This window comes from Actinomadura chibensis NBRC 106107 (assembly GCF_001552135.1).
In the GTDB taxonomy this organism is placed as follows: Bacteria; Actinomycetota; Actinomycetes; order Streptosporangiales; family Streptosporangiaceae; genus Spirillospora; species Spirillospora chibensis.
In genome coordinates this window covers 79575-100931 of the sequence record NZ_BCQP01000050.1, presented here as the reverse complement: position 1 = coordinate 100931, position 21357 = coordinate 79575, and the positions used below count along the sequence as shown (strand labels likewise).

Genomic DNA, 21357 nt, shown 5'->3' with positions numbered 1-21357 from the left:
ACTCTTAAGGGCCATCCTGTATCGGTTGGGACCAATATTGTTGATCTTGCAGGCAGTGTTCGGGGCCGAAAGGCGAAGGGATGGTAAGCCCGCACTCGACGACCCCAGGTCGCCATTCGCGGAGGCATCGCCCTCAAGCCCTGAGAAGCTCCTTGAGAGGCCGAAGGCGTGGAGAATTCCAGAGCACGGACAACCGCACCGAGATATGGGCCTCGGGTGAGCGCTCCGCCGGATCCGCGGCACGCCGGAGAAAGGTCGTGATCGCGGCGACGGCGAACCCGGCCGCGAGGATGAGGAGCAGCCCGGAGAGCGGGCGGTCCGGCCAGTCCCCGCCGTAGAGCACCGAGGCGACGATGATCAGGTAGGAGCCGGCGGTGACCGTGCACGCCGACTGGCAGGTCACCAGCCGGCAGCGCTGCAGCGCGATCGTCAGATGGACCGCGCCCACCCCCGCCGCCAGCAGGATCAGATAGAGGTAGGGCTCGGCCAGGACGGACGTCCACCCGCCCTCCGCGCCGCTCACGACGACCAGCCCCTTGACGGCCACGCCGCACGCCCCGAGGATCAGCCCGGCGCCGAGTCCGTAGGCCGTGCCGGGCTGCTGCCTGGCGTGCCGCCCCATCGCCCTGCGCTCGCCCAGCACGCACACGACCACCGGGATCACCAGCGCGGGGATCACCAGGCTGAGCAGCAGCGCCCGCGACGGCACCCGGTCGACGGGCATCTCGGCGCCGGGCAGCATCGACGGGATGCCGACCAGCACGGCCGCCGCCGCGAACAGGACGGCGCCCAGCCGCTCACGCCCGCTCGGCCGCTCGCCGAGCAGCACCGCGGACAGCCCGAGGAGCGCCGCGAGCGTCGTGCTGAAGATCCCCAGCACCTCCGCCAGCGGCAGCAGCCAGAAGGCGAGGGCCTGCAGCTCCAGCCCGATCAGGAACGTGCCGAGCCCGACGACCCACGGACGGCTCCTGACCAGCCGCGGCACCGCGTCCGCGACGCGGTCCCCGCGCAGCGGCGCCGTCACCGCCGCCGTGACCGTGAAGCCCACGACGCCGAGGTGGCAGGCGACGCCGGCCAGGAAAGCGATCATCACACCGGCCAAGGGGCCCCCTCAGGTCGGGACGTAGTCGAAGGCGTAGCCGAACGCGCGCGGCCCCGCCAGGGCCAGGCCCGCCTCGGTGCGCCATTTCGGGAGGCAGGGGAGCGTCAACACCCGGACCCACGATCCGCGGCACAGGTCCTCGGCGTTCACGACCTCTCCCGAGTCGAATTCCAGGACGCCGATCAGGTCGGGCACGCAGGCCAGGATCTCCGCGTCCTCCAAAGCGACCAGGTATTCGCTCTGCATCTCCAAGCGCAGCGTCCGTCCCGGCATGTCGGAATGTTCGAGCACCGCCGTCGCCATGACGCCCGTCGAACTGTTGAGGGCCATGCGCCGGACGTCGATGACGTTCCCGCGAAAGAGTTCGCGCGCGCCGCACCGGGCGGCCAGTCCTGGATGGTCGTCGTCGAGGCACAGCCGTCCCGCCTCCAGTGCTCGGCTTACCGTTCCCGGCTCCAATGCCGGGCTCAGGACGGCCACCGTGTGCGGGCGCATCGCGACGGCGGCCCAGCCTCCCAGCGCGGGCACGATCGATCGGACCGCCTTCTCGATGCCGACTGGACCGAGGCCATTGATGATCAGTTCTCCGCCGGTGGTGTCGGCCAAGGCCAGGGGGGTGATCGGCAGCCCGGCGAGACCGCAGCCGGTCTGCTCCAGGCTTGGAAAGGCCCGGCCCGTCGAGTCGGCGTCGACGAGCGGCAGACCCAGCTGGGACGCGGCGAGAACCGACATCAGCAGCGGACTGCCCGCGGCCGCCACGCTCACCACGGCGTCCACGCGGACGTCCATGTGCCCGGCGAGGATCCGCGCCGCCCGGAGCAGTTCGTTTCCCGCCATCGGCCGTTCTTCGGAGATCGTGCCGGAACCGATGTCGCCGATCAGGACGGCATGGCAGCCGCGATCCAGCTCGTCCAGATCGACCACGGTGACTGGACCGTTCCCAGCAAGGACATGGCGCAGGATCGCCGCCATCGTCCGCACGCGCCCGCCGCCGCCCGCGCCGTAAAGGCCCGCTCCGGCGCGCAACGGGTCGACGTCGTCGGCCTCTAACAGCCACATCCGGTGCCTCCGTCCAGGTCGCCGACAGCCCTGACGCGGACCCGGACGGCATTGCCCGGCAGACCGGCGATCGGGAACTCCTCGACCTCCACCACGCGTACCGTGCCGGGGTCGGCCCCGGCGGCGACGGTCCGATCGATCGCCTCCTGCGAGGCGGCGCTCCGCACCGCTTCGCGGTCGCCCGGTTCGACCGCGAAGACCCTGTCGACCTCGCCTCCGACGTGCGCGATCGCCGCGCCGACGGCGCCCGCCACCGCGAAGTGCTCGGGCCGGTGCACCCGCGCGGCGACGCCCAGCCGGTCGCCGATCAGCGGGCTGCCGCCGCCGACCAGCACCACGGGGTCGGGCGCTGACCTGGTCCGTATTCGATCGATGACGGAGTCGAGGTCCTCCATGGTCCGGACGTCCGGCACGCGGAGATCGGTGCGGACGCCCGCGACGACCGCCCCGCCGCCCGCCTCCCTCGGGACGCCCCGATGCAGCGTCCCCACCGCCGTCGTGGTCCCGCCTGCATCGACGACGGTGCAGGTGTCCAGCCCGGACAGGCAGGCCGCCCCGTTCAAGGAGTTCGCCGCCCTCGGATAGAGGGCCGCCGCCGGGTAGGAGCGGGCGGAGTCGACGTCCATCACCGTGCCGTCGTTCCGGCTGAGATAAAGCGCGGCGTCCAGCCCGTTCTGCCGCAGCGCGGTCGACAGATCCAGGCAGAAACGCTCGGCGATGTCCCGCAGGCAGGCGTTGACGACGGTGGCGTTCTCCCGCTCCAGCAGCCCCGTCCGCCCGATCTCGTGGGAGAGGCTGACGTGCAGGCCCTCCATCTCGGACGTCAGGATGTCGGCGGCGAGCACCTCGAACTCGGCATGGCCCGGGGAGAAGACCGAGGAGATCGCGACCGACCGGATCCGCTTGGCCGCCAGGTCGGCGGCCACCCGCCGCAGCTCGTCCGGGTCGGGGACGGAGATCACCCGGCCGTCGAACTCGTGCCCGCCACGGCACAGGTAGGAGTGTCCGCCGATGGCCCGGACGAGCCGCCCCGGCCACCCGATCAGCGGTGGCGCCGCGGCCGTCGCCGGCAGGCAGAGCCGGATCACCGCCGTTCGAGCGAGCCGCCGCGCCTCCGCCAAGGCAAGGGAGAAACAGGGTGTCGCGACCGCCACGCCGGCGACGGCGCCCGGGTCGAAGGAGGGACGGCGGCGCAGTTCGCCTATCGCCGCCGCGATGCCGGACGTCACGTCCGGAGTCGTGGTGGTCTTGACCGCCTCGACCACGGTGGCCCCTGATATCAGCACCGCGTCGGTATTGGTCATTCCCACATCGATCCCGATACGCATCGCCCGTCGAGCCCCGTCTTCGTCCTGCCCGGGCAAAACTAAACGAAGGGACGGGCGTCGAGCGATGGGCATGGTGCACAGTGGATTCACGCGCGGTGGGCGATCTGCACGGGGCGGCTCAGATCGCTGTGGCGGCCACGCCATCGCCGTCCCGTTTCATGCTGCTCAGGCGGTAGGTGCGGCAGGCGAGCTGGAGCACGAGCCGGTCGTCCGGATCGGACAGGTCGAGGCCCAGCAGCCGCTCCGCGCGGGTGATCCGGTCGGACACCGTGTTGCGGTGCACGCCGAGCTCCCCGGCCGTGGTGGACGTCGACGACTCGTGCTCCAGGTACGACTCGACCGTGCTGAGCAGCGACTCCCCGCCGGTGCCGCGCAACGTGTCCAGCAGGCCGCGAGCGTAGGTCTGGAACGACTCCGAGGTGTACCAGTCGGCCAGCAGCCGCTGCACGCCGAGCTCGTCGATGTGCGCGACCTCGCGACGGCCGGCGCACGCCCCCGCGGACGCGAGCAGGCTCGCCTGGTGCGCTTCGTGCAGGGAGAGCGCGATCCCCTCGGCCCCCGGGTGCGGACGTCCCACCCCCGCTATGAGCGGCAGATCGAGCCCGGCCAGCGCGTCCTTCAGCCGCGTCACGAGGGGGGCGGCGCCGGACGGCTCGCCCGCGTCGGTGAGCCAGAGCGCCCACCCGGCAGAACGTTCCACCAGCGGTCCGCGCAACCCGGCCTCCGCCAGGACGCCCTGCAGGAACCCCGTGTACCGGGCCAGCGGGAAGCCGCCCGGTTCGGTGACGCGGACGTAGACGCCGGTGTGCCAGCCGTCCAGCCGCCAGCCCGCCCGCAGCACCCGCTCGGCGAGGCGGCGGTCGATCACGCCGGGCCGCTCCATCAGCGCGGACAGCAGCCGGGTGCGCTCCCGCGCGTCGCGCTCCCCTTCGAGCCGCACCGCCGCGACCCACGCCGAGAGCGCCCACGAGGCGAGCAGCGCCGCGTCCCGCGCGGACCCGGCCCGCGACCTCGGCCCGGGCGGCAGCCGCACCGCCAGCCACAGCTCCGGGCCGGCGCCGTTCTCCCGCGAGACGGCCGTGACCATCAACTCCTCCCCGTCCGCGCCCGGCAGCCGGACGACTCCCGACCCGCGCGACCGCGGCTCGGCCAGCAGCTCGGGCGGCGGCAGCGGGCCCTGGCTGGCGAGCACCGTCCCGCCCGCGCCGAGCAGCGCCACCGGCGCGGACAGCAGGTCGGCGAGCGCGGCGACGATGTGCTGTGGCACGACCGGCCCCTGCCCGAGCCTCCTGAACAGCCGCATCAGCACGTCGGCGTGATGCAGCTCCGGCGCCCGGACCACGCGGTCGAGCTGCAGCGCCAGGTGCAGCGGGTCGGCGACCGCGCTGACGATGAGCGGGGTGCCAAGCTTGTCGGCGAGCCGCGCGGTCGAGGCGACGACCCACGCCGAGTCCGGCACGAGGAACGCGGCCGCGCCGCCCGCCCGCGCGGCCCGCAGCAGCACGTCCACGATGTTGCCCTGCACGGCGGCGGGCGCGGCGATCACGAAGGCGCCGGGGCCGACCGACGCCGCCGCCGCGAGGGAGGAGATCGCCGTGACCGAGGCGACCTCCCGGTCGAGCCCGGTGTGGCCGCCGACGACCCGCGCCGCCGACAGCTCCTCGACGCCGCACAGGGCGCGAACGCTCGTCCCGGTCATGTCCGGTCCCCTCCCGCCGGGCCGCCGGTGCCACCGGGCCGGGGCGCGGACGCCGGCAGCGCCAGCAGCGCCTCGACGACCGCGCGGTACCGCGCGTAGCCGTCGTCCAGCTCGGCGGACGCCGCGGCGTCCACCTCGTGCCGCCGGGCGACCCGCACCGCCCGGCGCACCCCGTCGTAGATGTCGGCGTACACCCCGCAACCGACCCCCGCCAGCACGGCGGCGCCGCGTGCGCCCGCCTCCGCGGCGTCGGTGACCTCGACGGCGACGCCCAGCGTGTCGGCCAGCAGCCCGCTCCACAGCTCGCTGCGGGCGCCGCCGCCGCACAGCCGCGCGGGTCCGCGGACGTCCAGCCGCTCCCGGAGCGCATCGACGTGGAACCGGTGGTTGAACGCGACGCCTTCGATGACGGCGCGCATCACGTCGTCCCGGTCATGCCATCCGCGCAGGCCGGCGAGGGCCGCGCCGAGCGTGTCCGAATGCGGTGATCCGTACAGGAAGGGCAGGTAGACGGGCGGGTCGCCGTGTCCGGGACGGCCGCGCTCCGCGCCCGCGAGGGCGGACGCGTAGTCGGGGGCGCCGTCCGGCCGCCACGGACCGAACCGGCGCACCGCCCACTCCAGGTTCGTCGCGCCCGACGGCGAGGTCGACATGTGCAGCCACTGCTTCGGACGGACGAACGACCGCGCCTGCCACCGCGGATCCGCGCACGGTGCGTCGGTGACGACCTGGTTGATGCTGAACGTGCCGAGCACCAGGCTCAGCGAGCCGGGCGCGACGGCCCCGACGCCGATGGCGGCGGCGTCCACGTCGTGCGCGCCGGTCACCACCGGGGTTCCGGGGGGCAGCCCCGTGGCCTCGGCGGCGTCGTCGGTCACCGTGCCGGCCGGTGCGGCGCCGTCCAGGATCGGCGGCAGCCGGTCGGACAGCGCCGCGAGCCCGAAGAGCTCCAACGCCTGCACGCTCCACTCCTGCGTGTGGACGTCGGTGAAGGACGCGCTCGCCTCGCTGGGGTCGGTCGCGACGGCGCCCGTGAGCCGCAACCGCACCCAGTCCTTGCAGAACAGCGTCCACCTCGTCCGGGCGAAGGACTCCGGCTCGTGGTCGCGGAGCCAGGCCAGCACCGCCGCCGGGGACGCCGCGAACGGCACCTGCCCGGTGACCGCGAGCGCCCGCGCCGCGCGCTCCGGACACCGCGCCGATTCCGCGTACCGGTACGCCCTGGAGTCCGTGGCGAGGATCGCGCGGCGCACCGGGCGCAGCGCCTCGTCGACGAGGTACGCGCCGTCGTTGTGGCCGCAGACGCCCACCGCCGCGACCCGGGCCGGGTCCAGCCGCGCCCGGCCGAGGCAGGTGCGGACGGCCTGGACGCACTCCCGCCACAGCGCGTCCATGTCACGCTCCTGCCAGCGCGGGCGCGGCGACTCGACGCGCGTCGGCACCTCGGCCGCGGCCAGTTCGCGCCCGCCCGGGTCGAAGAGGACCGCCTTGGTGATCGTCTGCCCGGCGTCGATCCCCAGCAGTACGGGCTCGGCGTTCACGCTCTCACTCCCTGATCGTTCACGCGTGTCCAAGGTCCGTCGCGTTCACCGCGCCGGGGGCCTTTCCGGTCTCGACGAAGGCGGCGACGACGTCGGCGACGAGGCCGGCCGAGGTGGCGTTGGTGTCCTCGGTGTCGCCGCCGAAGTGGGTGGTGATGGTGACGTTGTCGAGGTCCCGCCAGCGGCTGGCGTCCGCCAGCGGCTCCTCGTCGAAGACGTCGAGTCCGGCGCCGGCGATCCGCCCGGCGGCTAGAGCGGCGTACAGCGCGTCGTAGTCGACCAGGCGGCTGCGCGCGACGTTGATGAAGTACGCGGACGGCTTCATCAGCGCGAAATGCTTCGCGCCGATGAAGCGGTCGGTCTCCGGCGTGTGCCTCGCCAGGACGACGACGAAATCGCCTTCGGCGAACACCTGGTCCAGGGACTCCGCGTGCTGCGCTTCATACGCGTCGAGGTCGGCGGAGTCAGCGTAGGGATCGAACACCAGGGGCTTGCATTCGAAGCCGCGCAGCCGGTGGGCGAGCGTCCGCCCGACGTGTCCGAACCCGACCATGCCGATCGTCCGACGGGCGATCTCGATGCGGGCGCCGGGGAAGTCCTTGCGCCATCCGCCGGACTTCACGCTCGCGTCGGCCCGCGCGACGTTGCGCGCCTCGGCGATCATCAGCCCGATGGCCAGTTCGGCGACCGCGCCCGCGTTGCGTCCCTGGACGGGCACGACCGCGACGCCCTTCTCCGTGGCGGCGGTCACGTCGACGTTCTCCAGCCCGGCCCGCGCGACGGCGACGAGTCGCAGCGCCGGGGCCATGTTCAGGAGCGTCCGGCCGATGGGGGCGAAGTGCAGGCAGACGACCTCGGCGTCGCGCACGGCGTCCAGCACCTCGGCCGGCGGCGGGACGGCGTTGGCGCCCTGGACCTCCATGACCTGCTGGAGCATGTGCTGTTCGGCCTTCTCCGCCTGCCAGTCCACACTCCGCACGGTGATGTCGCCGGGGGCGCGCTCGGCGAGGGCGTCGACGTACGACGCGGCCGGGATGAAGCGATCTCCGATGACGAGAACGGATGTCATCGTGGCTGCCTTCCTGTCGGCTGTACCTGGATCCTGCGTCCCGCGCCCCGCCGGAAGGCGGCCCTCATTTGACGGCCCCCAGCGTCAGGCCGCGGACGAGTTTGTCCTGCGCCATCCAGCCCGCGATCAGCACCGGCAGCGACACCAGGGTCGCCGCCGCGCAGAGCCGGGCGAGGAACAGGCCCTCGCTGGTGACGAAGCCGACGAGGAACACCGGTGCCGTCCCGGCGCGGGTGGCGGTCAGGTTCACGGCGAACAGGAATTCGTTCCACGCGAAGATGAAGCAGATCAGTGCGGTCGCCGCGATCCCCGGCATGATCACCGGGCCGATGACCCGGACCAGGACGGTCGGCAGCCGCGCCCCGTCCACCTGCGCGGCCTCCAGGATCTCCCGCGGCACCTCCTGCAGGAACGAGCGCAGCATCCACACCGTCAGCGGGAGGTTCATCGCCGTGTAGAGGACGACCAGCGTCCACACGTTGTCGAGCATGCCGAGGTGCTTGACGACCAGGTAGACCGGCAGCAGCGCCGCGATCGACGGCAGCATCTTGGTCGACAGGAAGAAGAACAGCACGTCCCGCCATCGCGGCACCGGCCGGATCGCCAGCGCGTACGCGGCGGGCAGCGCCAGCGCGACGGCCGCCGCGGTCGACAGGACGCCCGCCGTCGCCGAGTTGATCAGGTACGGGGCGATGCCGCGGTCGAGGACGAGGGAGTACTGGTCGAGGGTCGGCGCGGCCAGCAGCGTCGGCGGATCGGTCGCCGCGTCGGACTCGGTGCGCAGCGACATGAGCGCCATCCACAGCACGGGGAAGAAGAAGAAAACGGCGGCGAGCCAGGCCAGGAGCGTCCACACGGTGCCGCGCCGGTTTCGGGTCGTCATCGGGTCGCCTCCCGGAACAGGGACGAGACGGCGCGCAGCGCGAACGTGGCGACGACGATGGTGCCCGCCACGACGACCACCCCGGCGGCGGCCGCCTCGCCGTACTCGTACTTGCGGAAAGTGGTCAGGTAGATCTCGTACGGGAGATTGGTGGTGGCCGTCCCCGGACCGCCCTGCGTGATGGTGAACACCGCGTCGAAGGTCTGGACGAGGTAGATCGAGCCGAGCAGCATCCCCAGTTCGATGTAGCGGCGCAGGTGCGGCAGTGTGATCAGGCGGAAGATCTGCGCCTGGTTCGCGCCGTCCACCCGCGCGGCCTCGATCACCTCGGGCGGACGGCTCTGCAGCCCGGCCAGGATGATCAGCATCATGAACGGCGTCCACTGCCACACCAGCGACGCCGTCACCGAGGCCATCGGATAGTCGGTCACCCAGTCGATCCGCGTGGGTGGCGCGCCGTCGCCGAACAGCTGCCGCACGGCGTTGACGGTCCCGTTGAACAGGCCGTACGTCGGGTTGTAGATGACGTGCTTCCACAGCAGCGCGGACGCCATCGGCATCACCAGGAACGGGGCGATCAGCAGCGTCCGCGCCACCCCGCGTCCGCGGAACCTCCGGTCGAGCAGCAGCGCCAGAGCGGTGCCGAGCACCATCGACACCACCACGACGCTCGCGGTGAGGACGACGGTGTTGACCACGGCCGCGCGCAGCCGTTCATCGGTGAACACCGTCGAGTAGTTGTCGAGCCCGGTGAAATGCCGGTCGCCCGGACGCAGGATGTTCCAGCTGAAGGTCGAGACCACCAGCGTCACGAGGAACGGCAGTTGGGTGACGGCGACGGTGAACAGCAGCGCCGGCATCAGCGGGAACCGGCGCGACCAGCGGTCGGGACGCTTCGGCGTCGGCGGCGGCTTCTGGACGACGGGTTTCTTCGCGGGGGATGGAGTGGTGATCGTCATGGTGGTGTCTCCCGTGGGGGTCGGGGGCGCCGTGACGGCCGCGCCGGGGCCTCGGCGGTGCTCGCCGGGCCGCTCAGCGGTACTTGGCCGCGACCTGGTCGGCGAGCTTCTGCCCGGCGGAGAGGGCCTGGTCCACCGACGTCCGCCCGGCGATCGCGGCGGACACCGACTGCGACACCTTCGTCCCGAGGTCGGCGAACTCGGGGATGCCGACGAACTGGATGCCGACGGTCGGCCGCGGCTGCACCCCCGGGTTCACCGGGTCGGCCTGGACGATCGAGCTGAGCGTCACCTTGTAGAAGGACTTCGCAGCCCGCTGGTACTCGGGGATCTCGTAGGTCGACTCGCGCTTGCCGTCCGGCAGCCGCGACCAGCCGAGCTCCGCGCCGACGAGCCTCTCGTACTCCTTGCCGGACGCCCAGCTCATGAACTTCCAGGACTCGTCCGCCTTCTTCGTGGTCTTGGGCATCGCCCACGCCCACGTCCACAGCCAGCCCGAGGACTTCGTCCGCTCCACCGGCGCGTAGGCGTAGCCGACCTTGCCGGCGACCTTGCTGGTCTTGGCGTCTTCCAGGGACGCCGCCGCGGACGTGGCGTCGTACCACATGGCCGCCTTGCCCTGCCCGAAGGTGTTCAGGCACTCGGTGAACCCGGCCTGCGCCGCGCCGGGCTCGCCGTGTCGGCGGACCAGGTCGACGTAGAAGCCGACGGCCTTGGCGAAGTCCGGCGCGTTCACCTGGGCGCGCCAGTCCTTGGTGAACCAGGTGCCGCCGAAGGTGTTGACGACCGTCGTCAGCGGGGCGAACAGCTCGCCCCATCCCGGCAGCCCGCGCAGGCAGATCCCGGCGGTGCCCGTCGACTTGTCGTCCAGCTTGGCGGCGAAGCCCGCCACCTGCTGCCAGGTGGGGTGCTCGGGCATCGTGAGACCGGCCTTGGCGAAGAGGTCCTTGCGGTACATCAGGAACGACGACTCGCCGTAGAACGGGACGCCGTACATCTTCCCGTCGGCGCCCGACACCGACTCGACCATCGGCTTCAGCAGGTCGGCCTGGTCGAAGGCGGCGTCCTTGCCCGCGTAGCCGGACGTCTCGTGCAGCCAGCCGTTCTTCGCCCAGATCGGGACCTCGTAGGCGCCGACCGTGACGACGTCGTACTGGCCCGCGCCGGTCGCCACGTCCTGGGTCACCTTGTCGCGGAGCTCGTTCTCCGGCAGGACCGTGAAGTTGACCTTGATCCCGGTCTGCTTCGTGAAGTTGCCGGCGGTCAGCTTCTGCACGTCCGCCATCTGCGGGTTGCCCACCATCAGCACGTTGATCGACTTTCCGCCGGACGACCCCGCCGCGCCGCCCGCTCCGGCGCACGCGCTCGCCGTCGCGACCAGCGCCACGGCGACCGCCGCGATGTTCCATCGGGAGAGACTCTGTGACCTCACGATGACCTCCTGGTCTTTTCGGCCGCCGTCCCGGCGGCCGCGTGGTCGATCGAATTCCCCGAGTCCGATGCCGCCCCCGCTCCGGTGGCCCGGCGGACGGCGACGTCCGCCGGTGAGAGGAGCAGGTCGGGCAGTTCCGCGGTGCCGTGCACGAGGCACGCGCTGGTCCCGAGCGCGACGGCGGCGGCGAGCCGCCCCTCCGGACCGGCTCCGCCTTCGGAGGCCGCGGCCAGGTAGCCGGCGAGCAGGGTGTCTCCCGCGCCGGTGGTGTTGACGGGTCCGATCGGCGGGGGCGTCGCCCACAGGCAGGCGTCCCCGTCGACCAGCACGGCGCCTTCGGCGCCGATGGAGGCCAGCACGATCGTCCCGCCGCTCGCCACGTCGCGCGCGGCGGACACGACGGCGCCGACCGTCCCCAGGTCCCGGCCGGTGAGCTCGGCGAGCTCCTCCCGGTTGGGTTTGACGAGGTCGGCGCCGGCGGACAGGGCCGCGGGCAGCGCCGGGCCCGAGGTGTCCACGGCGGCCCGCGCGCCGGCCGCGTGGGCCGCCTCGACGAGCCGGGCGACGAGGTCCGGGTCGGTGTCCGGAGGGAGCGAGCCGCAGACCGCGACCCAGGAGGTGGCGCCGCTGCGGGCGGCGTCCCCGGTCCGGCGGACGAGGGCCCGCTGCTCCGCCGCCGTGAGCGGCGCGCCCGGCGCGTTGATCTTCGTGGTGCGGCCGCCCGGCTCGATCACGGTGATGTTCACCCGCGCCGCCCCGGTCACGCCGACGACCCGGTGGCACAGCCCGGCCGAGTCGAGGTGGGCGGCGAGGTCGCGGCCCTCGCTGCCGCCCACCGGGACGACCGCCATCGTCGGGACGCCGAGCGCGGCGAGCACCCGCGAGACGTTGACGCCCTTGCCGCTGGCCTCGACCGTCACGAACCCGGCGCGGTGGAGCGTGCCAGGGCGGAGCTCGTCGATGCGGTACGTCCGGTCGAGGCTCGGATTGGGGGTGACGGTGACGATCATGTGCCCTCGCGAGGTCCGGTGGGGACGGGCGTCTGAGTTGCTAGTCGTTGGTTATAGTTGTGTTTGCTTGGGACGTCAATAGTCCGGCTTGTACTTGTTTGGGCAGGTCAACGGCTGATCTTGGAACGGGCGGGTTCGTCCCGGACGCCATCCCGTACGCTCGGAGGGCGTGGAATGCTTGGACGTCCGGCGGATCCGGGCGTCCGGTCGGCGGCCCTGACCCGGGCCCGGGACGAACGGAGCGGCGATGAGCGGGGCGAACGACGCGACGCCATCGCGGCGCCGCGCCGATCAGGGGCTCTACGCGTCCCAGCGCCAGCAGGTCCTGTTGCGGACGGTGCGCGGCACCGGCAGGGTCGACGCGGCCGCCGCGGCCGAGGAGCTCAACGTCTCCACGGAGACCATTCGCAAGGACCTCATCGGGCTCGAACGCCTGGGTCTGCTGCGCCGGGTCCACGGCGGCGCCGTCGCGGTCGACGAGTTGTCCTTCGAACCGTCGGTCAGCGCCCGGACCGAGTTCATGGACGAGAAACGCCGCATCGCGCGTGCCGCGCTCGACGAACTGCCCCAAGAGGGGACGCTGTTCTTCGACAACGGGTCGACGACGTCGCGCCTTGCCGAGGTCTTCCCGTCCGATCGCGAACTGACGGTCTTCACCAATTCGCTGCCGATCGCGCTGATGTTGGTGAACCGGCCGCGGCTGACCGTTCACACGCTGGGCGGACGCGTCCGCGGCCGCACGCTCGCCGAAGTGGACAACTGGGCCGTGCGCGCCCTTTCCGAACTGCGCGTCGACGTCGCCTTCCTCGGCACGAACGGGCTGTCGGTCGAGCGTGGCCTCACCACTCCGGACGGGGCGGAGGCGGCCGTCAAACGCATGATGTACGGCGCGGCGCGGCGGCGGATCCTGCTCGCCGACCACAGCAAGGTCGGCCATGTCAGCATGCTGAAGTACGCCGACCTGTCCGACGTCGATCTGCTCATCACCGACGACGGGGTGGACGACCGCGAGCTGAAGAAGCTCAGGGCCGCCGGCCTCGCCGTGCGTTGCGTCTGAGCGCATTCCGCTAGGCGCTTCGCACAACTCGGTTCCGCCGACCGGGCATGGTGCCCGGTCACCGGCTGCGAACCGCGCATTCTCGGCGGGCGCGGCGCGGTCCAACTCAGCAGTGTGTCGAGAACCCCATGCTGAGCTGTGCAAAGTGCAAGTGGCCGCTTGTAGACCCGGAACTTATCGTCGGGCCATCCGCTCACGAACAACTTGTTCCCAACTCCGTTTAGAGAGCAACCGGGGTAATGGAGCTCGATGAGGAATCTCAATCACATTGGACGTCCCACCATTGCGCGGACCTATGACTACCTGCTGGGCGGCAAGGACAACTTCGCCTGCGATCGCGATCTGGCCTCCCAACTGCTGGAGGTCGCCCCGCACATACCGGACGTGCTGCGGGCGGCCCGGAGATACCGGCAGCAGGTCGTCCGTTACCTGGCTGCCGAATGCGGGATCAGGCAGTTTCTCGACTTCGGCATCGGAATACCGATGCTCAATGGGAACGTCCACCAGATCGCGCAGCGGATCAATCCGGGGGCGCGGGTCGTCTATGTCGACAACGACCCGGTCGCATTGGCGCACGGGCGGGCCCTGCTGGCTCAGAAACCGGGAACCGCGGTCGTCGAGGGGGACCTGCGGAAACCTCGGCAACTGCTGGACCATCCGGCCGTCGGCGACATGATCGACTTCTCCCGGCCGGTCGCGGTGATCATGCATTCGGTGCTGGAGTTCATCGCCGCCGAGCACGATCCGCACGACATCGTCGCGGAGATCCGCCGCGCGATCAGGCCCGGCAGCTACCTCACCATCTCCCATCTGGTGTCGCATCCGCAGACGAGGGAGAGCGCGAACCTTTGTCGTCTTGAAACGGCCGAACCTATGACCGTCCGCTCATTGAAGGAAATCGCCGGGTTTTTAAGCGGCCTCAACCTGGTACCGCCCGGACTCGCACCGGTCACGCGATTCAGCAGACCGTCGAGGCCGTCCGAAGACGTGTGGCTGTACGGCGCCTTGGCCACGAGTCCGGACAGATGACCATCCCCTCTGGAGAGCATCGATGACCAGTCACCCCGACCAACGCGGATCCGGCGTCCTGAATCGTCCAGGCCGCTCCACCTGGATCGGCCTGCTGGCCGGCGTCGTCGGCCTGGCGCTCGTGGCGGGCGTCGGCGTCGCCGTCATGAGCAAGATCAGCTCATGTTCCGGGGACGCGGCGACCCGGCTGGACGTCGCCGCCGCCCCCGCGGTCGCGTCCGCGGTCCGCGCCGCGGCCGAGCGCGTCAACGCGGCGAAACACGAGGTGGAGGGTCACTGCGTGCAGGCCGATGTCAGGGCGGTCGACCCGGCCGAGATGGCGCTGGTGCTGTCGGGCACCGGGACGTCTCCGCGCGCCGGGAAACGTCCCGACGTGTGGATCCCGGACTCCTCCCTCTGGACATCGCTGATCCAGGCGCAGCGGGGGCCGGGCTCCCGCGTCCGTCCCACCGGGACGTCCGTCGCGCGGACGCCGGTCGTCGTCGCCGCGCCCCGCCAACCCGCCGCCGCGAGCAGCCGGCGGTTCCTCCGGGCGAACCTGACCTGGATGGGCCTGCTGAAGGTGATCACCGATGGCGGCGCGGGGGGCACCGCCCGCGACCGCCCCGGCTCCGTCCGGTCCACCCGGGTGGTGATGCTCGACCCGACCCGCAGCGCGGTGGGCATGGCCGCGCTGATGATCGCCGCGCAGTCGCTGGCCCGCACACCCGACCCGCGGTCGGCTCTCGCCAACGTCATGCGGAACCTGCGGGAGAGCATCGTGCCGGACGTCGACTCGCAGTTCGCCGAGTTCGCCAAGCCGCGGCGGTCCAGGGAGGGCCGGGACGTGCTCGTCCTCGCCCCCGAGCAGGCCGTCTGGCGCTACAACCGGTCGAACTGGGTGGCTCCCGCCGTCGCGTACTACCCGGCCGAGGGCACGCCGTTCCTCGACTACCCGTTCACCGTGACCACCGACGTCCCCTCCAGCGGTCGCGCGGCGCGCGTGCTGGAGCGGGAGGTCGGCGGCGCCGCCACGCGCGACCAGTTGACCTCGATGGGGTTCCGCGGCTCGACCGGCCGGACGCCGCCGTCCTTCGGCGCCTCGACGGGCGTCAGCACGGCACGCCCCGGGGCGCTGCCGCCGCCGCGACCCGCCGAGCTGGGGCAGTTCATGCAGGTGTGGGCGCAGCTGACGCAGCGCGTGCGGATCCTCGCGATGTTCGACATCTCCGGCTCGATGGCCTGGAAGGCGCCCGGCAGCCGGCTCACCCGGCTGCAGGCGACCGTGCGGGTCGCGCAGAAGGGTCTGGTCCTGCTGCCGGACGACTCCGACGTCGGCGCCTGGGTGTTCTCCACCGACCTCGGCCGGGGCCGGGACTGGCGCGAGGTCCTGCCCGTCGCGCCGCTCGGGGAGCGGACCGGATCGTCCACGCACCGGCAACTCGCCTTTTCCACACTGGCAGGGCTGCGTGCCAAGCGAAACGGCGACACCGGGCTGTACGACTCGCTCCTGGCCGCCTACCGGATGATGAAACGCATCTACAAACCGGAACTCGTCACCTCGGTCGTGCTGTTCACGGACGGCAAGAACGAGGACGCCGACGGCATCGGCTTCAAACGGCTGCAGGCGAGACTCAAGGCCGAATACGACCCCTACCGCCCCATCCAGGTCATCATGATCGGCTTCGGCGAGGGCGTCGACACCGGCGCGGTGGCGAAGATCGCCGAACTCACCCACGGAAACGTCAATGTCGCCAAGACCGTCCAGGACATGGAGAACATCTTCTTCACCCAGATCTACCGCAGCCTGTGCGACGTCAAGTCCCAATGCTGACACGTCTTCGGTTGGAGGTCACATGCGCACGGAATTGGGCCCGCTCTACGTCGCACACGCCGACCGCCTTTACTCCTACTGCTGGTCACTCGTCGGCGAGCAGCTCGCGCCGACGGCCGTGGGGAGCACGTTCAGTGTGGCCGTCAACCAACGAATGCGCATCGACAATGTGCTGTGGCTGTACTCGCTCTCCCGCGCGGTGTGCGCCGAACTCGGGGCGTTCACGGACACCTGGCTGGGATTCGAGGACGACGATCCGCTGCTGCGCGCCGCGAGCGAACTGCACGCCCACCACCGCGAGGTGCTCCTGCTCAAGGCGGGCGAATGGCTCGACGTGCACGACATCGCCCGGCTCCTCGGACTCGCGCCCGACACGGTCGCCCACCTCGTCATCCACGCGCGGATGCTGCTGGAGCAGGCCATCCTCGACATCCTCATCCGGGACCCCGCCCAGTCGCAGTTGGACGTGATCTCTGCCTTCGAGGACAACAGGCTCCCGAACCTGCTGGCCAGGCGTGCTCCGGCACGTGCCCCCGGCTGGTTGCGCGACCAGGTCACCGCCATCTGCGAACAGGAGTCCGGCTGGACGCCGCCGCCGAACATCATCGAGCCGGCCCCCGGCGCCGTCGAACGCCCGAAGCGGGAACTGTGCGTCGGCGTCCGCGCGGGCGTCGCGGCATCGGCCGCCCTCATCGGCCTGACCGCGTTCGTGCCGGTGGCGAACAAAGGCGTCGACTCCCTGGTCCCCGCCGCCATCAAGGAGCACATCACGCCGGGCCCGGAACACGAGATGGGCGCGATGCCGAAGGCGCCGCACCGCGCCGAGAAGGACGACCCGCCGCCGCCCCGTCAGGAAAAGCCGCCCGTCCCGCCCGGCCAGTCGGACAGCCCGCCCGACCATTCCAAACCACCGCCCCGCAAGCACGGCCCGGGCCACAGGTTCAAGCCACCGGGCCATCGGGCGCCGCATATACCGCCGGTGGTCGTCCCCAAGACCCCGGCCCCGCCATCCCGCCTCCCGAAAAACCGCCTCCCTCGCCTCCCCGAAAGTCGAACTCCGAAACCTGGCCTACTCGACCCGACCATTCCATGGCGCTTTCCGAACTCACCCAACTACTTCGGAATGTACGACTACCCGTCATTGACGCGAACGACGGATACCGATGGCCTCTACGGCCAGGGCGTGAGGGGATGGTGGCCGTGAGCCTGGCTGGATTCGACTTGCGGTAGCACTACCGGACCTTCGACCAGCGTGGAAGCACGAGATGCCGGGTTGGGAGTCGCCTTCGCCCGCCCAGCCTGAACCAGACTGACGCAGCTCGACCCACCTGATCATCCACGTTCTCAGGGCCCCGGACGCGGCGGCAAGGCCGCTCGTCCGGGGCCTCATGCGGCGCGGTATCTGCTCGCCCACCACTTCGACCCGTCCCCGCCCAGCGGCCCGGTCCGCCCCGCGATCCTCAAGGCAGGGTGCTTGGGGCGTGTCGTCGGCGCCCTCCGGTCACCCAGCCTGGCAGACCGGCCGAAGGTGTCCCTGCGGCGCGATCACTCATGACATGTCGTGACCGCCCCGTCTCACTGCGGATTTCTCTAGCGTGGCGAACATTTTCCAGTAGAACGATGGTCATCGAAATTTCAAGCGGTCATTCGATTCTTGGCGATCAGATGGGGACTCGCGGCCCTGGTAGTTGAATTCGTTCAGGTAAAGAAAAGTTAAAAACCGCCGATTGACTGTTCTGGGCCCGCTAGTTACGCTCCATTCACCCCTCCGAATCACGCCCGGCCGACGGTGCCTCTGATTGAAGCCGCGTTGCCGGGCGTCCGCCTCTTCGATATCCGAAGAACGCGCTCATTCCCAGCGAAGAGGAATCCCATGCGCAAAGGCATCGCGGTTTCCGCTGCGGCAGCCGCCGCAGCCGCCCTGACCGCCGCATCGGCCGCGCCCGCGGTCGCGTCCACGCCCCTGCTCGCCCCCGGCCCCGACGGGGTCACGATCGAGATCGCCACCGTCAACGGCTCCGGTTGCCCGATCGGCACCGCCGCGGTCGCCATCTCGCCCGACAAGGAAGCCTTCACCGTCACCTACAGCGACTACATGGCCCAGGTCGGCGGTTCGTCCAAGCCCACCGACTTCCGCAAGAACTGCCAGATCGCCATGAAGGTGCACGTTCCGCAAGGCTTCACCTACGCCATCTCGCAGACCGATTACCGCGGATACGCCTACCTGGCGAAGGGCGCCAAGGGCACCCAGAAGGCCAGCTACTACTTCCAGGGCAACTCCCAGACCGGAGCGATCACGCACTCGCTGCCGAGCCCGCTGGACGACAACTGGCAGTTCACCGACAAGGTGCCGGTCGCCCAGCTCATCTGGAAGAAGTGCGGTGAGGAACGCAACTTCAACATCAACACCGAACTGCGGGTCGACAAGGGCACCTCGGACGCGTCCAAGACCAGCTTCATCGCCATGGACTCCACCGACGGCACCATCAAGACGACCTACCACTTCGCCTGGAAGAAGTGCTAGCAACCCGCGCCCCCCGCTCGCGACTCCCTCCCGGAAGGAGAACGATTAATGCGTAATGGAATGACCATTGCGGCGGCCTGCCTGTCAGGTCTGGCGCTGACCGCGGGCCTGGCCCCGTCGGCGTCCGCCGCGGCGGACCCGCCGCCCCCCGGCAAGATCACCATGAACGTCCTCACGGTGAACGGCTCCGGCTGCCGCGCCGGAACCGCCGCCGTGGCCCCGGCCAGTGACAACACCGCCTTCACCGTCACCTACAGCGACTACCTGGCCCAGGCCGGCGGGAACTCCAAGCCGACCGACATGCGCAAAAACTGCCAGCTCAGCCTGGCCGTCCACATCCCGCAGGGGTTCACCTACGCGATCGCCAGCGCGGACTACCGCGGCTACGCCAACCTGGCCAGCGGCGCCACCGGGCTGGAGCAGGCCAGCTACTACCACCAGGGCATGTCCCAGACCACGCCCATCAGCCACACCATCAAGGGCAAGTACTCCAACAACTGGCAGTTCACCGACCGCACGGACGTGGCCGCACTGGTGTGGAAGCCCTGCGGCGAGGACCGCAACTTCAACATCAACACCGAACTCCGCGTGACCGCCGGCTCCGACAAGTCCAAGACCAGCTTCATGGCCTTCGACTCCGCCGACGGCAGCGTCAAGACCGTCTACCACTTCGCCTGGAAGAAGTGCCCCGCGCACTGACCCAGGGGAAGCATCGGGCCGCGCCCCCGCAACACGCGGGGGCGCGGCTCGGCTTTTTCTCGCAGGCAAGGTCTCCCTGCGACACCACGCAACTACCCCTAAGGCTCCGGGAGCGGGCTGTTTCGGGGGCGAGCCCGCTTTGGAGATGGCGCTGTGGCAACGCCATGGGCGAAGCCTTGTTCAGCTCACGGGTCCCTGGCTGGACGTCCGCTCATGCCGAGGCGGAGCGTGGAGGCGATTTCGGGCGTGCCGATGAGTTCTGTGCGGGTCCGTGGTCGATACGGGTGGACACACCGACAGCGGTGGGCCTGTGCTGGGGACGATCCAGCGCGGGAGGAAGCACGTGGAGGCAGTGGTGAGCGTCGAGGACTCCGAGCAGGAGCACACCGTCCGGACCGGCGAGCGGGGGACGCGGGTGAGCGGTCCCCGGGTGTTGGTGGCGGGGGCGAGCATCGCGGGGCCCGCGCTGGCTCACTGGCTGCGTCGGCGGGGGGCCGAGGTGACCGTGGTGGAGCGGGCTCCCGGGCTTCGTCCCGGCGGGCAGGCGGTGGACGCGCGCGGGGTCGCCAAGGAGGTCATCGGGCGCATGGGGCTGGACGCGGCGGTGCGCGCGGCGTGCACCGACACCGCCGGCGCGCACACCGTGGACGCCGACGGGCAAGTGCTGGAGACCTTCCGTGCCGACGACCACGGCGGCGACGGGTTCATCGCGGACATCGAGATCCTGCGCGGGGACCTCGCCCGGGTCCTCTACGACGACACCCGCGACGGCGTCGAGTACGTCTTCGGCGACCGGATCGCGGAGCTCGCCCAGGACGCGGACGGGGTCGACGTGGTCTTCGCGAGCGGCGCCCGGCGTCGCTTCGACCTGGTGGTCGGGGCCGACGGGCTGCACTCGGAGCTGCGGGCGATGGTCTTCGGGCCGCATGAGCGGTTCCTGCGCCACCTCGGGCACGTGCTGGCCTTCTACAGTGTGCCGAACGAGTTCGGGCTGGACCGCTGGCTGCTTGAGCACCAGGACCAGGAGTCCGGGCGCTCCGCCCTGCTGCGGCCCATCCAGGACGCCACCCGGGCGATGGCCATGTTCTACTTCCCCGCGGGCGACTTCGACGTCGACTACCGTGACGTCGCGGCCCAGAAGGCCCTGCTGCGTGAGCGGATGGCGGGCCTGGGCTGGTTGACCCCGGACATCCTCGCGCACCTGGACGACACCCCCGACTTCTATCTCGACCAGGTCGCCCAGGTGGTGATGGACCGCTGGTCGAGTGGACGGGTGGGGCTGCTCGGGGACGCGGCGTTCAGCTCCTCGCCGATGTCCGGGCAGGGCACCGGGCTGGCCCTGGTCGGCGCCTACGTGCTGGCCGGGGAACTGGCCGCCGCCGGATGGGACCCCGCCGCCGGGTTCGCCCGCTACGAGGCGCGGATGCGCTCGTTCGTCGAGGCCAACCAGGAGATCGGCCGGTTGAACGCGCGCAGCCGCGACGTCCCCGGGCCGGACGCCGAGCCGCGCCCCGATTTCACCGGCGAATGGTTCACCGAACTGGTCGGACGCGCGATCAACGGCGTCGACCTGCCCGACTACGCGGGGGTACCGGACTCCGCGGCCCCGGCCGGATCGCCGATCACCTCGTCGGCCAGGCCGTAGGCGTCACCTAACGTGTCGAGAGACCACGCTTCGGTGGCCCTAGGAAGGCATTCGATGGGACTCATACAGCGCTTCGACCACGTCGGCATTACCGTTGCGGACCTCGACGCCGTGACGGCGTTCTTCGTCAGCCTCGGCATGGAGGCCGATCAGAAGATGGCCGTGGAAGGCGATTTCCTGGACACGGTGATCGGCATGACCGGCGCCGCCACCGAGATCGTGATGCTGCGGACACCGGGCGGCGGAACGACGTTGGAGCTTTCGAGCTTCGTCCGGCCGGACCACCTTCCGGGTTCGCCGGCCGCACCGGCCAACGAACTGGGCCTGCGCAACGTCGCGTTCGAGGTGCAGGACCTTCAGGCCGCCGTCGACCAGGCCGCAGCCGACGGCTATGGCCTGGTCGGAGGCGTCGGCGAATATGAGGGCTCGTGGCGGATGGCCTACGTCCGCGGGCCTGAAGGGATCATCGTCTCATTGGCCGAGCGCGTCCAGAAGTAGAGGAGAAAAC

18 protein-coding genes are annotated in these 21357 nt (G+C 70.9%); 8 read left to right on the top strand and 10 right to left on the bottom strand.

Annotated features, from left to right (window positions below):
- Positions 1–133: 133 nt before the first annotated feature.
- From ACH01S_RS28280 to ACH01S_RS28235, 10 genes are all read right to left on the bottom strand, one after another.
- Complete coding sequence (locus tag ACH01S_RS28280; RefSeq protein WP_067898095.1) at positions 134–1090, bottom strand: hypothetical protein; 957 nt, start codon at positions 1088–1090, stop codon at positions 134–136.
- A gap of 21 nt (positions 1091–1111) precedes the next feature.
- Positions 1112–2161 carry a DUF917 domain-containing protein gene (locus ACH01S_RS28275; protein WP_083981229.1) on the bottom strand — a complete coding sequence of 350 codons (1050 nt, stop codon included), beginning with the start codon at positions 2159–2161 and terminating at the stop codon, positions 1112–1114.
- The gene (locus ACH01S_RS28270) at positions 2149–3489 is read right to left on the bottom strand and encodes a hydantoinase/oxoprolinase N-terminal domain-containing protein (protein WP_067898089.1); all 1341 of its coding nucleotides are present in this window, start codon (positions 3487–3489) and stop codon (positions 2149–2151) included. Before ACH01S_RS28270 ends, ACH01S_RS28275 begins: the two co-directional genes overlap by 13 nt.
- A 118-nt stretch (positions 3490–3607) precedes the next feature.
- The gene (locus tag ACH01S_RS28265) at positions 3608–5188 is read right to left on the bottom strand and encodes a PucR family transcriptional regulator (RefSeq protein ID WP_067898086.1); all 1581 of its coding nucleotides are present in this window, start codon (positions 5186–5188) and stop codon (positions 3608–3610) included.
- Positions 5185–6729 carry an FGGY-family carbohydrate kinase gene (locus tag ACH01S_RS28260; RefSeq protein WP_067898084.1) on the bottom strand — a complete coding sequence of 515 codons (1545 nt, stop codon included), beginning with the start codon at positions 6727–6729 and terminating at the stop codon, positions 5185–5187. The genes ACH01S_RS28265 and ACH01S_RS28260 overlap by 4 nt, the downstream gene beginning before the upstream one ends.
- Before the next feature lie 19 nt (positions 6730–6748).
- Positions 6749–7798: an NAD(P)-dependent oxidoreductase gene (locus ACH01S_RS28255; RefSeq protein WP_067898081.1), complete on the bottom strand. Its 1050-nt coding sequence runs from the start codon at positions 7796–7798 to the stop codon at positions 6749–6751.
- Positions 7799–7862: 64 nt separating this feature from the next.
- Positions 7863–8681, bottom strand: coding sequence for a carbohydrate ABC transporter permease (locus ACH01S_RS28250; RefSeq protein ID WP_067898080.1), 819 nt, complete (start codon positions 8679–8681; stop codon positions 7863–7865).
- The gene (locus ACH01S_RS28245) at positions 8678–9640 is read right to left on the bottom strand and encodes a carbohydrate ABC transporter permease (RefSeq protein WP_067898077.1); all 963 of its coding nucleotides are present in this window, start codon (positions 9638–9640) and stop codon (positions 8678–8680) included. The genes ACH01S_RS28250 and ACH01S_RS28245 overlap by 4 nt, the downstream gene beginning before the upstream one ends.
- 73 nt (positions 9641–9713) lie before the next feature.
- Positions 9714–11072, bottom strand: a complete 1359-nt coding sequence (locus ACH01S_RS28240; RefSeq protein WP_067898074.1) for an ABC transporter substrate-binding protein — start codon at positions 11070–11072, stop codon at positions 9714–9716.
- The gene (locus tag ACH01S_RS28235) at positions 11069–12082 is read right to left on the bottom strand and encodes a 1-phosphofructokinase family hexose kinase (RefSeq protein ID WP_067898071.1); all 1014 of its coding nucleotides are present in this window, start codon (positions 12080–12082) and stop codon (positions 11069–11071) included. The genes ACH01S_RS28240 and ACH01S_RS28235 overlap by 4 nt, the downstream gene beginning before the upstream one ends.
- Positions 12083–12329: 247 nt before the next feature.
- Here ACH01S_RS28235 and ACH01S_RS28230 point away from each other — a divergent pair, with 247 nt between their 5' ends.
- From ACH01S_RS28230 to ACH01S_RS28195, 8 genes are all read left to right on the top strand, one after another.
- The gene (locus ACH01S_RS28230) at positions 12330–13139 is read left to right on the top strand and encodes a DeoR/GlpR family DNA-binding transcription regulator (protein WP_067898069.1); all 810 of its coding nucleotides are present in this window, start codon (positions 12330–12332) and stop codon (positions 13137–13139) included.
- A gap of 249 nt (positions 13140–13388) precedes the next feature.
- On the top strand, positions 13389–14168 hold the full coding sequence (locus ACH01S_RS28225) for an SAM-dependent methyltransferase (protein ID WP_067898066.1): 780 nt from the start codon (positions 13389–13391) through the stop codon (positions 14166–14168).
- A gap of 22 nt (positions 14169–14190) precedes the next feature.
- Positions 14191–15981: a substrate-binding domain-containing protein gene (locus tag ACH01S_RS28220; protein WP_067898062.1), complete on the top strand. Its 1791-nt coding sequence runs from the start codon at positions 14191–14193 to the stop codon at positions 15979–15981.
- Between the two features lie 22 nt (positions 15982–16003).
- Positions 16004–17185, top strand: coding sequence for an RNA polymerase sigma factor (locus tag ACH01S_RS28215; RefSeq protein WP_067898059.1), 1182 nt, complete (start codon positions 16004–16006; stop codon positions 17183–17185).
- A 669-nt stretch (positions 17186–17854) separates the two neighbouring features.
- Positions 17855–18505 carry a DUF4360 domain-containing protein gene (locus ACH01S_RS28210; RefSeq protein ID WP_067898056.1) on the top strand — a complete coding sequence of 217 codons (651 nt, stop codon included), beginning with the start codon at positions 17855–17857 and terminating at the stop codon, positions 18503–18505.
- A gap of 48 nt (positions 18506–18553) precedes the next feature.
- A complete protein-coding gene (locus ACH01S_RS28205; protein WP_067898053.1) occupies positions 18554–19204 on the top strand; it encodes a DUF4360 domain-containing protein in 651 nt (216 codons plus the stop codon).
- A 355-nt stretch (positions 19205–19559) separates the two neighbouring features.
- Positions 19560–20849, top strand: a complete 1290-nt coding sequence (locus ACH01S_RS28200) for an FAD-dependent monooxygenase (protein ID WP_218010427.1) — start codon at positions 19560–19562, stop codon at positions 20847–20849.
- Positions 20850–20903: 54 nt separating this feature from the next.
- Positions 20904–21347 carry a VOC family protein gene (locus ACH01S_RS28195; RefSeq protein WP_067898050.1) on the top strand — a complete coding sequence of 148 codons (444 nt, stop codon included), beginning with the start codon at positions 20904–20906 and terminating at the stop codon, positions 21345–21347.
- Positions 21348–21357: the final 10 nt, after the last annotated feature.

Excerpts from the sequence above, each read along its gene's own strand:
- ACH01S_RS28280 (WP_067898095.1), bottom strand. The coding sequence starts at position 1,090 with ATGATCGCTTTCCTGGCCGGCGTCGCCTGCCACCTCGGCGTCGTGGGC.
- ACH01S_RS28275 (WP_083981229.1), bottom strand. The coding sequence starts at position 2,161 with ATGTGGCTGTTAGAGGCCGACGACGTCGACCCGTTGCGCGCCGGAGCG.
- ACH01S_RS28270 (WP_067898089.1), bottom strand. The coding sequence starts at position 3,489 with ATGCGTATCGGGATCGATGTGGGAATGACCAATACCGACGCGGTGCTG.
- ACH01S_RS28265 (WP_067898086.1), bottom strand. The coding sequence starts at position 5,188 with ATGACCGGGACGAGCGTTCGCGCCCTGTGCGGCGTCGAGGAGCTGTCG.
- ACH01S_RS28255 (WP_067898081.1), bottom strand. The coding sequence starts at position 7,798 with ATGACATCCGTTCTCGTCATCGGAGATCGCTTCATCCCGGCCGCGTCG.
- ACH01S_RS28250 (WP_067898080.1), bottom strand. The coding sequence starts at position 8,681 with ATGACGACCCGAAACCGGCGCGGCACCGTGTGGACGCTCCTGGCCTGG.
- ACH01S_RS28245 (WP_067898077.1), bottom strand. The coding sequence starts at position 9,640 with ATGACGATCACCACTCCATCCCCCGCGAAGAAACCCGTCGTCCAGAAG.
- ACH01S_RS28235 (WP_067898071.1), bottom strand. The coding sequence starts at position 12,082 with ATGATCGTCACCGTCACCCCCAATCCGAGCCTCGACCGGACGTACCGC.
- ACH01S_RS28230 (WP_067898069.1), top strand. The coding sequence starts at position 12,330 with ATGAGCGGGGCGAACGACGCGACGCCATCGCGGCGCCGCGCCGATCAG.
- ACH01S_RS28225 (WP_067898066.1), top strand. The coding sequence starts at position 13,389 with ATGAGGAATCTCAATCACATTGGACGTCCCACCATTGCGCGGACCTAT.
- ACH01S_RS28220 (WP_067898062.1), top strand. The coding sequence starts at position 14,191 with ATGACCAGTCACCCCGACCAACGCGGATCCGGCGTCCTGAATCGTCCA.
- ACH01S_RS28215 (WP_067898059.1), top strand. The coding sequence starts at position 16,004 with ATGCGCACGGAATTGGGCCCGCTCTACGTCGCACACGCCGACCGCCTT.
- ACH01S_RS28210 (WP_067898056.1), top strand. The coding sequence starts at position 17,855 with ATGCGCAAAGGCATCGCGGTTTCCGCTGCGGCAGCCGCCGCAGCCGCC.
- ACH01S_RS28205 (WP_067898053.1), top strand. The coding sequence starts at position 18,554 with ATGCGTAATGGAATGACCATTGCGGCGGCCTGCCTGTCAGGTCTGGCG.
- ACH01S_RS28195 (WP_067898050.1), top strand. The coding sequence starts at position 20,904 with ATGGGACTCATACAGCGCTTCGACCACGTCGGCATTACCGTTGCGGAC.